Here is a 14,283-nt window from a genome sequence, read left to right on the forward strand (position 1 = left end):
CGGCTTTCCGCAGCGGAGTGGACCCAATGTCTAGCATCTCGGCTTCCGGCGCGCGCGCGTCGCGTCGGCCATCCTCCGGCCTGGTCCCGTGGGGCGCGGCGGCCGTCCTGCTCGCCGTGCTGATACTGCACCTGACCATCGAACTCCCCGGCCACCTGCGGACCATCGGCGCGGCGCCGGGCCCGGCGGCGGCCCCGTCTCCCGAGCCGACACCCGAGGCGCATCCAGGCCTGGTGCGGCTCACCGACGCGAAGTTGAAGGCCGCCGGCGTGGGGACCGTCGAGGCGGAGGCGCTGGAGCTGCCCACCGAGCTGGGCGTCGCCGGCCGGATCGAGGTCGACGCCGACCGCCGCGTCGAGGTCCGCTCTCGCGCCGCGGGGATCGTCCGCGAGGTCCACGTCTCGCTCGGGGCGACGGTCAAGAAGGGGGATCCGCTGGTCACGCTGGACAGCCCGGACGTCGGCACCGCCCGGCTGAACCTCCGCGCCCGCCAGCGCGAGCTGATCACGGCGCGGGTCGAGGCCGACTGGAAGTCCAAGGTGGCCGAGACCGTGGCGAAGATCATCCCCGAGATCACGAAGGGGGTGGAGCCCGCCGTGCTGGAGAAGGAGTTCGCCGACCAGCCGCTCGGCTCGTACCGCGGGCTGCTGATCCAGGCCTACACCAACTTCGACATCGCGAGCCACGACGAGGAGAAGGCGGAGCTGCTCCGGGGCAAGCAGATCCTCGGCGAGCATCCGGCGGTCGTCGCCAGGCACACGCGGGAGGGGCTACAGGCGCAGCTCTACGCCACGGTGGAGCAGGCGCGGTTCGACGCGGATCAGCAGCGGCGGCTGGCGGACCAGGCGTTGAAGCTGGCCGAGTCGGCCGTCGTCGACGCCGGCCAGCGGCTGCGGATCCTGGGGGTCGACGAGGACATCAAGCGCCTGCTGGACCGCGCCGAGGAGGCCGAGACCGCGGCGCGCGAGGAGGACGTGACGGCCTACCGGATCGTCGCGCCGTTCGACGGCACGATCATCACCAAGTCGGCCGTCCCCAGCCAGCGAGCCGACCCGATCGACCTGCTGTTCGTCCTGGCCGACCTGGACGACGTGTGGGTCACGGCCAACATCCCCGAGTCCGACCTGGCGAAGATCCCCGGCATCGCGGGGGGGTCCGTCCGCGTCACCGCGACGGCCTACCCGGGCCGCGTCTTCGAGGCGGAGATCCTCTCGGTGGGCGCGATCCTCGACCCGACGACGCGCACCGTGCCGCTCCTGGCGCGGACCGGGAACGGCGACCGCGTGCTGCGTCCCGGCATGTTCGCGCGCATCCTGTTCGACGGCCCGACCTCGGCGCCCGCCCTGACCATCCCGGCCTCGGCGCTCGTCGAGGTCGAGGGGAAGCCGGGCGTCTTCCGTCCCGAGGGGGACGCGGAGGGCGAGGCGGCCTTCGCCCTCCACTCGATCGAGGTCGGCCGCTCCGTCGGCGACCGCGTCGTGGTGGAGTCTGGCCTCGCCCCCGGCGATCGCGTCGTCGCCCAGGGCGCCTTCGTGCTCAAGAGCGAGCTGATCCTCCAGAACCAGGGCGACGACGACTGAGCGAGCAAGGCGTCGCACGCTCATCGAACGGGCGACGCGCCCCCTCTCCCCCCGGGAGAGGGTGGCCCGAAGGGCCGGGTGAGGGGCGTCGCGCGTCGGGCATCGCGACGCTTCATGGTCCGCGAGACCGGCGTTATCCCCGAAACGCGACGACCCTCACCCTCCGCTGGCGCGGCCGCTCTCTCCCGGCGGGAGAGGGGACGAATTTCGTCTCCGTATTCCTCGGTCAAACCGCGGCCCACCGATTCCGCCCCCCGCCCCGCCTTCCCCCGGAAAGCCATGCTCAACGCCATCATCACCTGGTCGCTCCACAATCGATTCTTCGTCCTGGTCGGCACGGCGCTGGTGGCGGGGATGGGGGTGTACGCGGCGGTCAACCTGCCGATCGACGCGATCCCCGACCTGACCAACGTGCAGGTGCAGGTCATCACCGAGGCGCCCGCGCTCTCGCCGCTGGAGGTGGAGTCGCTGCTGTCGTTCCCGGTGGAGTCGGCGATGAGCGGCCTGCCGAACGTGGAGCAGATCCGGTCGATCTCCAAGTTCGGGATCTCGGTCGTCACGATCATCTTCCACGAGGGGACGGACATCCTCCGCGCCCGGCAGCTCGTCAGCGAGCGCATCCCCCGCGCGATGGAGGCGATCCCCAAGGGGTACGGCACGCCGACGCTCGGGCCGATCGCCACGGCGCTGGGGGAGGTCTTCCAGTTCCAGGTGAAGGCGGAACCCGGGTCGTCGGTCACGCCCATGGAGCTGCGCTCGCTGCTGGACTGGTTCATCTCGTACCAGTTGCGGAAGGTCCCGGGCGTCACCGAGATCAACGCCCACGGCGGCGAGCTGAAGACGTATCAGGTGGAGGTGGACCCGGACCGGCTGGGCGAGTACGGCCTCTCCATCACCCACCTGTTCGACGCGCTCCAGACCAACAACGCCAACGCCGGGGGGGGCTACCTCGTCCACGAGGGGGAGGCCCGGTACATCCGCGGCGTGAGCCAGGCGAGGACGGTGGAGGACATCGCCGCCATCGTCGTCGACGAGCGCGACGGCGTCCCGGTGACGATCGGCAGCGTGGCGAGCGTCCACCCCGCGCCGATGATCCGGTCCGGCCTCGCCACGCGCGACGGCCAGGGGGAGATCGTCGTCGGGCTGGTGATGATGCTGATCGGCGAGAACGGCCGGCGGGTCGTGGAGGACGTCAAGGCGGAGCTGGCCGAGCTGGAGAAGTCGCTGCCGCCGGGGGTCACGATCGAGCCGCTCTACGACCGCGCGCACCTGGTCCGCGACACGCTCGACACCGTGCTGCACAACCTCACGGCGGGGGGCGTCCTGGTGATCGCGGTCCTGCTGGTGATGCTGGGGAACCTGCGGGGCGGGATCATCGTGGCGATGGCGATCCCGCTCTCCATGCTGTTCGCGGCCGACGTGATGTACCTGACGGGGGTCTCCGCCAGCCTGATGAGCCTGGGGGCGATCGACTTCGGGCTGATCGTCGACAGCTCGGTCATCATGGTGGAGAACTGCGTCCGGCGCCTGGGCCACGAGGGGGGGACGCGGCCCAAGGAGGACATCGTCCGCGACGCCGCCATCGAGGTCCGCAAGCCGACGATGTACGGCGAGCTGATCATCATGACGGTCTATCTGCCGATCCTTGCGCTTCAGGGCCAGGAGGGGAAGCTGTTCCGGCCGATGGCGCTGACGGTGGTCTTCGCGCTGGCGGGCTCGCTCGTCCTTTCTCTGACGTTCATGCCGGTGATGGCGTCGCTGGGCCTCAGCGCCCGGCCGGAGGAGAAGGAACTGTGGCTGATCCGCCAGCTCAAGCGGCTGTACGTCCCGGTTCTCGACTTCTTCATCCGACGCCCCGCCTTCGCGGCGACGACGTCGCTGGCGCTGGTGGGGGCGAGCGTGCCGATCGGCTACAACCTCGGCGGCGAGTTCATGCCCAGGCTGAACGAGGGGGACCTGCTCATCGAGGCCGTCCAGATCCCCTCCGCGCCGCTGGAGCGGGCCGTGGAGATCTCCACCCATATCGAGGAGCTGCTGCGGACGTTCCCGGAGGTCCGCACCGTCTTCTGCAAGACGGGGCGGCCGGAGATCGCCAACGACGTGATGGGCGTGCATCAGACCGACGTCTGGACCATGCTCAAGCCCCGCGACCAGTGGCGACCGGGGATCACCCGCGACATGCTCATCGAGGAGATGGACGCGCTGCTGGGCGAGAACGTGCCGGGCGTGAAGTTCGGATTCAGCCAGCCGATCGAGATGCGCGTCAACGAGCTGGTCGCCGGCGTCAAGAGCGACGTCGCGGCGCTGATCTACGGGCCCGACCTGGACGTCCTGCGCCAGAAGGCGGCGGAGGTCGAGCGCGTGCTTTCGCGCATCGAGGGGGCGCACGACGTGAAGATCCCCTCCGCGGGCCGGCTCCCCATGCTCCAGATCGAGGTCCGGCGCGACCAGTTGGCCCGCTACGGCATCAAGGGCTCCGACGTGCTCGACGTCGTCTCGGCGCTCGGCGGGACGACGGTCGGGACGGTCTTCGAGGGGAACATCCGCCGGCCGCTCCAGATCCGGCTGCCCCTCTCCTGGCGGGACGACGCCGAGAAGATCGGCTCGATCCGGGTCGTCGATTCCATGGGCCGGCCGATCCCGCTGAAGGACCTGGCCGACATCCGGATGGAGGAAGGGCCCGGCGAGGTCGAGCGGGAGAACATCAGCCGTCGGGTGTACGTCGGCGTGAACATCCGGGGCCGCGACCTGTCCGGGTTCGTCCACGAGGCGCAGGAGGCCATCGCGGAGCAGGTCGAGCTGCCGCCGGGCTACATCCTGAAGTGGGGCGGCCAGTTCGAGCACCTGGAGTCGGCCGAGAAGCGGCTGGCGATCGTGGCCTCGGTGGCCCTGGTGCTGCTGTTCCTGCTGCTGTACAGCTCGTTCCACTCGATGCGGCTGTCGATGTTGATCTTCACGGCGGTCCCCACCGCGGCGACGGGGGGCGTCTTCGCGCTGGCCGCGCGCGAGCTGCCGTTCTCGATCTCCGCGGCGGTCGGCTTCATCGCGCTGTTCGGCGTCGCGGTGCTCAACGGCCTGGTCTGGGTCAGCGCCGTGGAGCACCTGCGCGCCGACGGCGTCGAGGCCCACGATGCCGCGCGCGAGGCGTCCATCGTCCGCCTGCGGCCGATCCTGATGACCGCGCTCGTCGCCGGCCTGGGTTTCATCCCCATGGCCACGGCCACGACCCCCGGCGCGGAGATCCAGCGCCCGCTGGCGACGGTGGTGATCGGCGGCCTGTTCACCTCGACGTTGCTGACGTCGCTGGTCCTCCCCGCGATCTATCCGTGGTTCGCGCCGCGGCACGGCGAGTCGTGACAAGGCCGCCGAGAGCGGCCGATGGAAGTCCCCCCTCCCCCCGGGGAGGGGGACGCGCGTTTCACCCTTGATGGGCATGCTCCGGCGTCAACGGCAACGGCCCGTCATCGGCCGAAATCGCGGGTGTCGACGACGCGGGGGCATTCGGGGAGCGAGTTGAGGAAGGTCTTGCCGTAGGGCTTGGTCAGGACGCGGGGGTCCAGGATGGCGACGATGCCGTGGTCGGACTTGGAACGGATCAGGCGGCCGAAGCCCTGCTTCAGCTTGATGACCGCCTCCGGGATCTGGTAGTCGAAGAATGGGTTGCCGCCGCGCCGCTTGAGGTCCTCGAGCCGGGCCTCCAGCAGCGGGTGGGTCGGGACCGAGAACGGCAGGCGGACGATGATGACGTTCGAGAGCGTCTCGCCCGGGACGTCCACCCCCTGCCAGAAGCTGTCGGCGCCGAAGATGACGCTGTTGACGTCGCTCTTGAACGCCTCCACCATCTTGGTCCGGGACATCCCCTCCCCCTGCGCGAACAGGGCGATGTTCCGCTCGGCCAGCCACGGCGCCAGCGTCCTCGCGGCGGATTCCAGCATCTTATACGACGTGAACAGGACGAACGCCTTGCCCCGCGTCTGATCCAGGTAATGCGCGATCGCCATCACCACGTCGCGTTCGAAGTCGCGCGGGGCGGTCGAGGGGTCCGGCAGGTTGCGCGCGAGGTGGATCGTCACCTGGTTGGGGTAGTCGAAGGGGCTCCCCAGGGCGAGCGTCGCGGCGCGGGTCAGGCCGACGCGCGCCTTGAAGAAGTCGAACTTGGGCGGCGAGCCGACGCAGAGCGTGGCCGAGGTGAGGACGCACGTCGGCGTCGCCTCGAACAGCGTGCGCCGGAGCGTCGGGCCGACGTCCAGCGGCGCGGAGGCCAGGCGCATGCGGCGTCTCGGCCCGGGCTCGGACTCGACCCAGTAGACCTGCCCCTCGACCGCCTGCCGGACCCAGGTCCGGACCTCCATCGCCAGGCCCTCGCAGCGCTCGGCGGCGGCGGAAAGCTCGATCCGCTGCTCGTCGGTCTCGACGTGCTCCGCGCCCCGGTCGATGGCCGTGGTCAGCCGCTTCAACTCCTCGGCCAGCGTGTCGGAGACGTGGATCGGCTGGCGAACCCTCGCCGTGGGGGACGACTGCCGGCCGTGCCACTCGGTCATCACCTCGAAGAAGTCGTCGGCCGCGGCGCGGACCCGACGCACCTGCTCGACGGCGTCGGAAAGCCCGTGGGCGGCGAGGATCCCCTTCTTCGTCCGCTCGCTGTGGAGCCGCGACAGGACGTAGTCGATCCCGACGTTCGATAGCTGGATGCCCAGGTGCTCGCCCGCCACCGACTCCAGCGTGTGGGCCTCGTCGAAGATGGCGACGTCGTAATCCGGCAAGAGTCCGTAGCCCGACGACCGCATCGCCAGGTCGGAGACGAACAGCGCGTGGTTGACGATCAGGATGTTGGCCGTCCAGATCCGGCGACGGGCCTGGAAGTAGAAGCAGTCCTTGTGGCGCGGGCACTGGCGGCCCATGCAGTTGCCGTTCTCGCTCTGGACGGCGTCCCACACCGAGGGGAGCGGCTTGAAGTCCAGGTCGGAGCGGGTGCCGTCCTTCGTCCTGGCGGCCCAGAGCTTCATCTCGGCGAGCTGGTCGAACTCCTCGGGCTTGCTGAAGGTGGACCCGGCGCGGGCGGCGGCGGCGTCGAGCCGGCGCAGGCTGACGTAATTGCCGCGGCCCTTCACCAGCACGGCCGAGAACTCCTGCGGCATCACCGAGCGCAGGAACGGCACGTCCTTCTGGAGCAGCTGCTCCTGGAGCGCGATCGTGTGCGTGGAGACGACGACCTTCTTCTTCTGCTCGACCGCCGCGAGGATGGCCGGGACGAGGTAGGCGAAGCTCTTGCCGACCCCCGTGCCGGCCTCGACGACGAGGTGGCCCCCGCCGTCGATGGCCTTCGCGACCGCCTCGGCCATGCGCAACTGCTCGTCGCGGGCCTCATAGCGGGGGAGCCGACGCGCGACGGCGCCGTCGGGTCCGAGGATCGAGGCCGTGTCCAGCGGCATGCTTGGGGTCGTCCCTGTGAGTGCGCGGCGAGGTTCAGGCGCCGCGGCCGGCGATCAATCCCTGGGTCGGGCTGGAGGCGGTGGCGTACAGCTTCCGCTCGATCCGCCCCGCCCCGGCCGCCAGCCGGCCGGCCTCGACCGCCAGCCGCATCGCGTGGGCCATGCGGAGCGGGTCGGCGGCGCCGGCGATCCCGGTGTTCAGCAGCACGCCGTCGCACCCCAGCTCCATGGCGATCGCCACGTCGCTCGCCGTGCCGACGCCGGCGTCGATGATGACGGGGTAGTTCGGGTCGTCCCGCTTGAGGTCTTCCAGGATGATGCGGATGTTGTTGGGGTTGAGGACCCCCTGGCCGCTGCCGATCGGGCTGCCGGCCGGCATGACCGTCGCCGCGCCCGCCTCCTTGAGCCGGCGCGCCATGATCGGGTCGTCGCTGGTGTAGCAGAGGACGTGGAAGCCCTCGGCGACCAGCACCCGGGTCGCCTCCAGCGTGGCGACGGGGTCCGGCAGCAGCGTGCGCGGGTCGGCGAGGACCTCCAGCTTGACCCAGTCGGCACCCGGGTTGCCGAGGCCCTGGAGCAGCTCGCGGCCCAGCCGCGCGGTGCGCAGCGATTCCTCGGCGTTGAAGCAGCCGGCCGTGTTGGGGAGGATCGTGTACCGCTTCGGGTCCAGGAAGTCGAGGATGTTGCGGCCTTCGCGGTCGAACAGGCGCTCTCGGCGGACCGCGACGGTGACGACCTCGGTCCCGCTGGCCTCCAGGCACTCGCGCATCAGTTCCAGGGACGAGTACTTCCCGGTGCCGACGAACAGGCGGCTGCGGACGGAGTGGCCGCCGATGGTCAGCTGCGGGGGCTCCGGCGCGGCGGGGTCGGGGGCTCCGCCGCCGACCAGCGTGACGATCTCCACCTCGTCGCCGGGGGCGATCGTGGCCCCCTCGTGCCGGGAGCGGGTGACGAGGTCGCGATTGACCTCCACCGCGACGTGCTCGGGCTTGAGTTCCAGCAGGCCGAGCAGCCGGGCCACCGTGAGGTCGTCCGGCACGTCGCGTCGCTGGCCGTTGAGCGTGATCTCCACGATCGATCCACCGTCCCGCGGCCCGCCCGACCCCCGCCGGGCCTCGGCTCGCCGCCCCTGAATGTCTGAAGGATGTCGCCCGGCCGCCCGGCGGCCATCGGTCGGGCGTGGACGGATCCATCGTAGCCCCGCCCCGGCCGGGGGGTCAATCGCGGTCTCCCACCGATCCCGATCCGCGCCCGCGCCCCCGCGCGTCGGGACCGGGAGTTGCATAATTAAGAAATCCTCGGCCGGCATGTTAAGTTTTTCCATGCGGGAACGCCGGGCGGGCGCGTATCGAGCCGGCCGCGGCCCTGGCGCTTCCTCGCTCGGAGAATCGCCTTCGGCCTTCCCGGACCATTCGGGGTCGATGGCGATCCCGGACGGACCCCATGGAGTCCAGCCATGTATCGGCCTCGACGATTCGACCGCGGCTTCACGCTGATCGAGCTCCTGGTGGTGATCGCGATCATCGCGGTCCTGATCGCCCTGCTGTTGCCGGCCGTCCAGGCGGCCCGAGAGGCGGCGCGGCGGGCGCGATGCGTCAACAACCTGAAGCAGATCGCGCTGGCGACCCTGAATTACGAGTCCATTCATGGCAGCCTCCCGTTCGGGCGTCGCACGGTCAGCCGGACGCCGTTCTCGCGGACCGTCAGGGAGCCGTGCTCGTGGGAGTCCGCGCTGAACCACACGGCGTTCTGCTACATCCTCCCCTATCTTGAGGCGGGCGCGGGCTACAACGCCTTCAACCTCATACGCCCGTACAACAGCGCGGCGAACGTGACCGCCGGCACGACCATGGTGTCGACCTACGTCTGCCCCTCGGACACCCAGGCGGCCCGCCTCGTGGGGCCGGGGCTCATCTCGTCGCCGCAGGCCTCCTACGCGACCAGCAACGGCCTGGAGGAGCAGTACCTCCTGAGTTGGTCGACGACGGGGGCCATGCCGGATCCGGCGGGGAGGCACCCCGAGCTTTGCAACCAGGTCCCCGGCGACGGGGCGTTCGGGACGAACGCGACGCATCGCCTGCCGGCGTTCGTGGACGGGACGAGCAACACGTTCCTCTTCGGCGAGACCTCGCGTTTCAAGGACGAGCCCGGGTCGTCGTTCTTCTACCTGAACTACATCGGCGGCTGGTGGAACGGCCCGGACGCCGGCGACGACGCCTGGGGCGACATCCGCGTCACCGGGGGGGCCTCCTGCGTGCCGAGGCTGAACGCGCCGCGCGACCGTGGCAGCTCCGTCTTCCTGGGATGCCTCGGCGTCGTCTCCTACCCTCCCGACTGGATCGCCGTACCGGCCTGCCTGAACCTCGGCAACATGGGGTTCCGCGGCCCGCATCCGGGGGGGGCCAATTTCGCGATGGTCGACGGTTCGGTTCGATTCGTCCGGGATTCGATCAGCGTCCCGACCTACAGGTCGCTGGCCACGCGGGCCGGCGGCGAGGTCGTGAGCGCCGACACGTGGTAAACCGGCGGCTTGTCCGCCGCGCGTCGTTCCCCCCTGGAGTACGCCCGTCGTGAAGATTCGCCGTTTCCTCGCGGCCTGCCTCGTCGCCGCCGCCTGCTTTGCGGGCTGTCCCGAGCCCGCGTCCACGCCGCCGCCGGGGCCGGCCGTCGACGGGCCCCCCGCCGCGACGAAGGCGCGGATCGGCAAGCGGGCGAGGCCCGCCAAGGAGCCCATCGGCCCCGGGACGCCGAAGCCCGGGACGGCCCCTTCTCCGCGCATCCGGGACGACCTCTAGTCCGCCCGCCCCGGGCGCGGGCGGGTCGCGGCCCCGGCCATGGCGGACCGACGGCGGGGAAGGTATGCTGGTGACGGCGTGAGGAGGGGCGCTCGGTTCTCGCGGGGCGATGGGGGGAAGGCGTGGGCGCGATCGTCGTGCTGGCCGAGGACGAGCCCGATCTCCGGGCCGTCTACGCCGAATTCCTGCGACGGCTGGGCTGCGTCGTCTGGGAGGCCGCCGACGGCGCCGAGGCGGCGGAGCTGGTCCGCGCCCACCGGCCGGACCTCCTGGTGCTCGACCACTGGATGCCGGTCCTCAACGGGCTGGAGGTCCTGGAACAGCTCCGCGACTCCCGCGAGGCGATCGGCCTGAAGGTCGTCATGCTCACCCACCAGCGGGACGCCGAGACCCGGCTCGAAGGCTTCGCGCTGGGGGCCGTGGCCTACTGGACCAAGGATCTCTCGCTCGCCGTGCTGGCCGACCGGATTCGCGCCCTTCTCGGGCCGGACGCGGCCGACGGCCCATCGCCCCCATAACGTCGACACCCTCGGGTTCGTCATGCTCGACCCCCACCAGGATCGCCTGGACTACCTCTACGGCCGGCTGGACTACGAGCGCGTGGGCATGCCCCGGGCGCTCGCGGATCTCGGCCTCGGGCGCATGCGCCGACTGCTGCGGCGGCTGGGCGACCCCCACAAGGGCCTGCGCGTCGTCCACGTCGCCGGGACCAAGGGGAAGGGGTCGACCGCCGCCATGATGGCCGCGGCGCTGGCCGCCGCCGGGGTGAAGACCGGCCTGTACACCTCGCCGCACCTGGAGCGGCTGGAGGAGCGGTACGTCATCGACGGCCGGCCGATCGCCCCCGACGAGCTGGCCGGGCTGGTGGACGAGGTCCGCGCGGCGGTGGAGGCGATGGAGGCCGCGGATCGGGGCTCGGACCGGATCGGGCCGACGTTCTTCGAGATCACCACCGCGATGGCCCTGCTCCACTTCGCCCGCCGGGGGACCGGGGCGGTCGTCCTGGAGGTGGGCATGGGGGGGCGGCTGGACTCCACCAACATCGTCCGGCCGCTGGTGGCGATCGTCACGAGCATCGCGCTGGACCATACCCGGCAGCTCGGCGACACGCTGGGGGCGATCGCGCGGGAGAAGGCGGGGATCTTCAAGCGCGGCGCGGCGGCCGTGAGCGGCGTCCGCGAGGAGGAGGCCCGCGCGGTCGTGCGCCAGGTCGCCCGGGCGCGTCGGCGTCGGCTCCGGGAGATCGACGCGGACTTCCGGTACGAGGAGTTCCCGCCGGCGCCGCCGATCGACCGGCCGACCCCCTCGCGCGCGGCGGCGCGGACCTGGCGGACCGACTGGGGCGTGCTCGACGTGCCGCTGCTCGGTCCACACCAGGCGCACAACATGGCCGTGGCGCTGGCGGGCCTCGACGCGCTGGCGGAGGTCGATCCGTCTCTGGCGGTCTCGCCGGCGGACGCGGCGCGGGGCTTCGCCGGCCTGAGCTGGCCGGCGCGTGTGGAGGTGATGGGCACCCGTCCCTGGCTGGTGGTCGACGGGGCGCACAACGTGGCCTCGGCGGCGGCGCTCGCGGAGACGCTGCGGGCGCACTTCCCGGACGTGCCGCGGGCGCTGGTCTTCGGGACGACCCGCGAGAAGGACCTGCCCGGCCAGCTCCGCGAGCTGCTCCCCCTGTTCCGCGACCGGGTCGCGACGCAATACCTGCACAACCCCCGGGCGGTGCCGGCCGGGGAGGTCGCCGCCGCGGCCGAGGCGATCGACGGCCGGCCGGTCGTCGTGGCCGGCGACCCGGCGGAGGCGCTGGCGACCGCTCGAAGGCTGGCCGGGCCGGGCGGCCTGGTCTGCGTGACCGGCTCGCTGTTCCTGGCGGCCGAGGCGCGGGCCGTCGTCTCGGGCCGCGAGCCGGCGGCCGTCGCCCCCGCCCCCGCGCCATGACGAGAGACCGCAACGGAGACGCAACCGAGATGCAAGACGGCTTCTGGCTGAGGGCGGGCGCCGCCTGGGGGTTCCTGGGGGTGGCCATCGGGGCCTTCGGCGCGCACGCGCTGAAGCCGCAGCTGGAGGCGGCGGGCAAGGCCGCCAGCTTCCAGACCGGCGTGGACTATCATATCTACATGGCGCTGGCCCTGGTCGCCGTGGGAATCCTGCAGGCGCTCGGGCGGCCCGGCCCGGCGCTCCACCTGGCCGGCTGGATGTTCCTGGCCGGCGGCGTCCTGTTCTCGGGCTCGATCTACGCCCTGGCCCTGACGAGCGTGAAGGGGATCTGGTGGGTGACGCCGACCGGCGGCCTGCTGATCCTGGCGGGCTGGGCGGCGCTGGCGGTCGCGGCGGGCTCCGTGGGGCGGCCGGCGGCGGATCGGGCCGAGGCCGGCGCCGGCGTGGTGGCGGCGGAATCTCGTTGAATCGCGCGGCCCGAGGGCCGGGCGGCGGCGTCCCCCCTGAACGAAAGGCGATCGGTCAGCGTCCATGAGCAGCTTCATCATCTCCGTCACCGCGGCCGACCGCGTCGGCATCGTCTACTCGGTGACGGGCGCCCTGCTCGACCTGGGCGGCAACGTCCTGGAACTGAGCCAGACGGTCATGCGGGGGTACTTCACGATCATCCTGGAGGCCGAGTTCGCCTCCTCCCCCGCCACGAGGCAGCAGATCGTGGACGCCATCCACGAGCGCGGCCGGCGGTTCGACCTGCAGGTCCAGGTGACGGAGATCAAGGACGGCGCCGAGCCGGTCCAGGTCCCGTCCGGCGAGCGGTTCATCCTCACCGTCCTGGGGGACGACAGCCCCGGGATCGTCCACGGCATCGCCGGGTCGCTGGCGGCGCACGGGGCGAACATCGTCGACCTGCACGCGCGGGTGGACGGGGAGCGCTTCTCGCTGGTGATGGAGGCGCTGATCCCCCACGACCTGACCCCCGCGGCGATCCGGTCCGAGCTGGAGCGGTACGGCCGGGCGCACAAGCTGGAGGCGTTCGTCCAGCACGAGAACATCTTCGCCGCCACCACCGAGCCCAGCCCCGTCCGCATCGGCGCCGCGCTTCGCGGCCAAGGAGACTCCGTTGCATCGAACTGAAGACGTGCTGGCGACCCTCAGCATGATCCGGCAGCACAAGCTGGACGTGCGGACGGTCACGATGGGGATCGACCTGGCCCCCTGCTCCTCGCCCGACGTGACGACGCTCTGCGACCGGATCCGGGCGCGGCTGATCCAGTACGCCGGCCGCCTGCGCGCCGTCTGCCGCGAGGTCGAGGGCCGCTACGGGATCCCGATCGTCAACCGCCGGATCGCCCTGAGCCCGATCGGCCGGGTGGCGGCCGGCCACTCGACCGAGGGCCTGCTGGCCGTGGCGAGGACGCTGGACGCCGTCGCCGCGGAGGTCGAGGTCGACCTGGTGGGGGGCTTCACGGCGCTGGTGCAGAAGGGCTGGACCGAGGCCGAGCGGCGGCTGATCGCCGCCCTGCCGGAGGTGCTGTCGACGACGAAGCGCGTCTGCTCGTCGGTGAACGTCGGCTCGACGGCGGCCGGGATCAACATGGACGCCGTGGCGGCGCTGGGGCACGTCCTGAAGGAGACCGCCGAGCGCACCCGGGACGACGACGGGTTCGGCTGCGCCAAGATCGTGATCTTCGGCAACGCGACCAACGACAACCCGTTCATGGCCGGGGCGTTCCACGGCCAGGGCGAGCCCGACTGCGTGATCAACATCGGGGTGAGCGGCCCCGGGGTGGTCAAGGCGGCCGTCGAGGACCTGGTGGCCCACGCCCCCAGCCGGCCGACGCTGGGCGACATCGCCGAGGAGATCAAGAGCACGGCGTTCCGCGTCACGCGGGTCGGCGAGCTGATCGGCCGCGAGGTGGCGGCGCGGCTGGGGGTGGCGTTCGGGATCGTGGACCTGTCGCTGGCCCCGACGCCGCAGGTGGGCGACAGCGTCGGCGAGATCCTCCAGGCGATGGGGGTCTCGCGGCTGGGGGGCCCCGGCTCGACCGCGGCGCTGGCCCTCCTGAACGACGCGGTGAAGAAGGGGGGGAGCTTCGCCAGCTCCAGCGTCGGCGGGCTCTCCGGGGCGTTCGTCGCCGTCAGCGAGGATTCGGCGCTGGCGAAGGCGGTGGAGGCCGGCGACCTCACGCTCGCCAAGCTGGAGGCGATGACCGCCGTCTGCTCGGTGGGCCTGGACATGATCGCCGTCCCGGGCGACACCGACGCGGAGACGCTCTCGGCGCTGATCGCCGACGAGGTGGCCATCGGCGTGATCAACCACAAGACGACCGCGGTGCGGGTCATCCCCGTGCCGGGCAAGAAGGCCGGCGAGCGCGCCGTCTTCGGCGGCCTCTTCGGCGAGATGGACATCCTGCCGATCCACGCCGCCGGCGGCTCCGCCGAGTTCGTCCGCCACGGCGGCCGGATCCCCGCGCCGCTGTCCAGCCTGCGGAACTGACCCCGGGGCCCTTCGGCACGGGATTTGAGTCCCCGGGAAACCCG

At 71.7% G+C, this 14,283-nt stretch carries 11 protein-coding genes; 9 read left to right on the plus strand and 2 right to left on the minus strand.

Annotated elements, in window-relative coordinates:
- The first annotated feature begins 26 nt into the window (after nucleotides 1-26).
- Together WG209_RS02175 and WG209_RS02180 are read left to right on the plus strand one after the other, a co-directional pair.
- The gene (locus WG209_RS02175; protein ID WP_337173353.1) at nucleotides 27-1,580 is read left to right on the plus strand and encodes an efflux RND transporter periplasmic adaptor subunit; all 1,554 of its coding nucleotides are present in this window, start codon (nucleotides 27-29) and stop codon (nucleotides 1,578-1,580) included.
- Nucleotides 1,581-1,859: 279 nt separating this feature from the next.
- Complete coding sequence (locus WG209_RS02180; RefSeq protein ID WP_337173354.1) at nucleotides 1,860-4,937, plus strand: CusA/CzcA family heavy metal efflux RND transporter; 3,078 nt, start codon at nucleotides 1,860-1,862, stop codon at nucleotides 4,935-4,937.
- A gap of 104 nt (nucleotides 4,938-5,041) precedes the next feature.
- On the opposite strand, the gene WG209_RS02185 is transcribed toward WG209_RS02180, so the two are convergent.
- Both WG209_RS02185 and thiS read right to left on the minus strand, forming a co-directional pair.
- Nucleotides 5,042-7,012, minus strand: a complete 1,971-nt coding sequence (locus WG209_RS02185; RefSeq protein WP_337173355.1) for a helicase C-terminal domain-containing protein — start codon at nucleotides 7,010-7,012, stop codon at nucleotides 5,042-5,044.
- Between the two features lie 34 nt (nucleotides 7,013-7,046).
- Nucleotides 7,047-8,084 carry a sulfur carrier protein ThiS gene (thiS, locus tag WG209_RS02190; protein ID WP_337173356.1) on the minus strand — a complete coding sequence of 346 codons (1,038 nt, stop codon included), beginning with the start codon at nucleotides 8,082-8,084 and terminating at the stop codon, nucleotides 7,047-7,049.
- A 384-nt stretch (nucleotides 8,085-8,468) separates the two neighbouring features.
- Between thiS and WG209_RS02195 the strand changes: the two genes are divergently transcribed.
- From WG209_RS02195 to WG209_RS02225, 7 genes are all read left to right on the plus strand, one after another.
- Entirely contained in the window at nucleotides 8,469-9,533 is a 1,065-nt protein-coding gene (locus tag WG209_RS02195) for a DUF1559 domain-containing protein (RefSeq protein WP_337173357.1), read from the plus strand.
- 49 nt (nucleotides 9,534-9,582) lie between these two features.
- Nucleotides 9,583-9,807: a hypothetical protein gene (locus tag WG209_RS02200; protein WP_337173358.1), complete on the plus strand. Its 225-nt coding sequence runs from the start codon at nucleotides 9,583-9,585 to the stop codon at nucleotides 9,805-9,807.
- Between the two features lie 122 nt (nucleotides 9,808-9,929).
- Entirely contained in the window at nucleotides 9,930-10,325 is a 396-nt protein-coding gene (locus WG209_RS02205) for a response regulator (RefSeq protein WP_337173359.1), read from the plus strand.
- Nucleotides 10,326-10,347: 22 nt separating this feature from the next.
- Nucleotides 10,348-11,742 (plus strand): Mur ligase family protein, encoded by a 1,395-nt coding sequence (locus tag WG209_RS02210; RefSeq protein WP_337173360.1) that lies wholly within the window; start codon nucleotides 10,348-10,350, stop codon nucleotides 11,740-11,742.
- Nucleotides 11,743-11,771: 29 nt separating this feature from the next.
- Nucleotides 11,772-12,209 (plus strand): DUF423 domain-containing protein, encoded by a 438-nt coding sequence (locus WG209_RS02215; RefSeq protein WP_337173361.1) that lies wholly within the window; start codon nucleotides 11,772-11,774, stop codon nucleotides 12,207-12,209.
- Between the two features lie 64 nt (nucleotides 12,210-12,273).
- Nucleotides 12,274-12,876, plus strand: coding sequence for an ACT domain-containing protein (locus WG209_RS02220; protein ID WP_337173362.1), 603 nt, complete (start codon nucleotides 12,274-12,276; stop codon nucleotides 12,874-12,876).
- Entirely contained in the window at nucleotides 12,863-14,239 is a 1,377-nt protein-coding gene (locus WG209_RS02225; RefSeq protein ID WP_337173363.1) for a PFL family protein, read from the plus strand. The genes WG209_RS02220 and WG209_RS02225 overlap by 14 nt, the downstream gene beginning before the upstream one ends.
- Nucleotides 14,240-14,283: the final 44 nt, after the last annotated feature.

This window comes from Paludisphaera sp., assembly GCF_037189885.1.
GTDB lineage: Bacteria > Planctomycetota > Planctomycetia > Isosphaerales > Isosphaeraceae > Paludisphaera.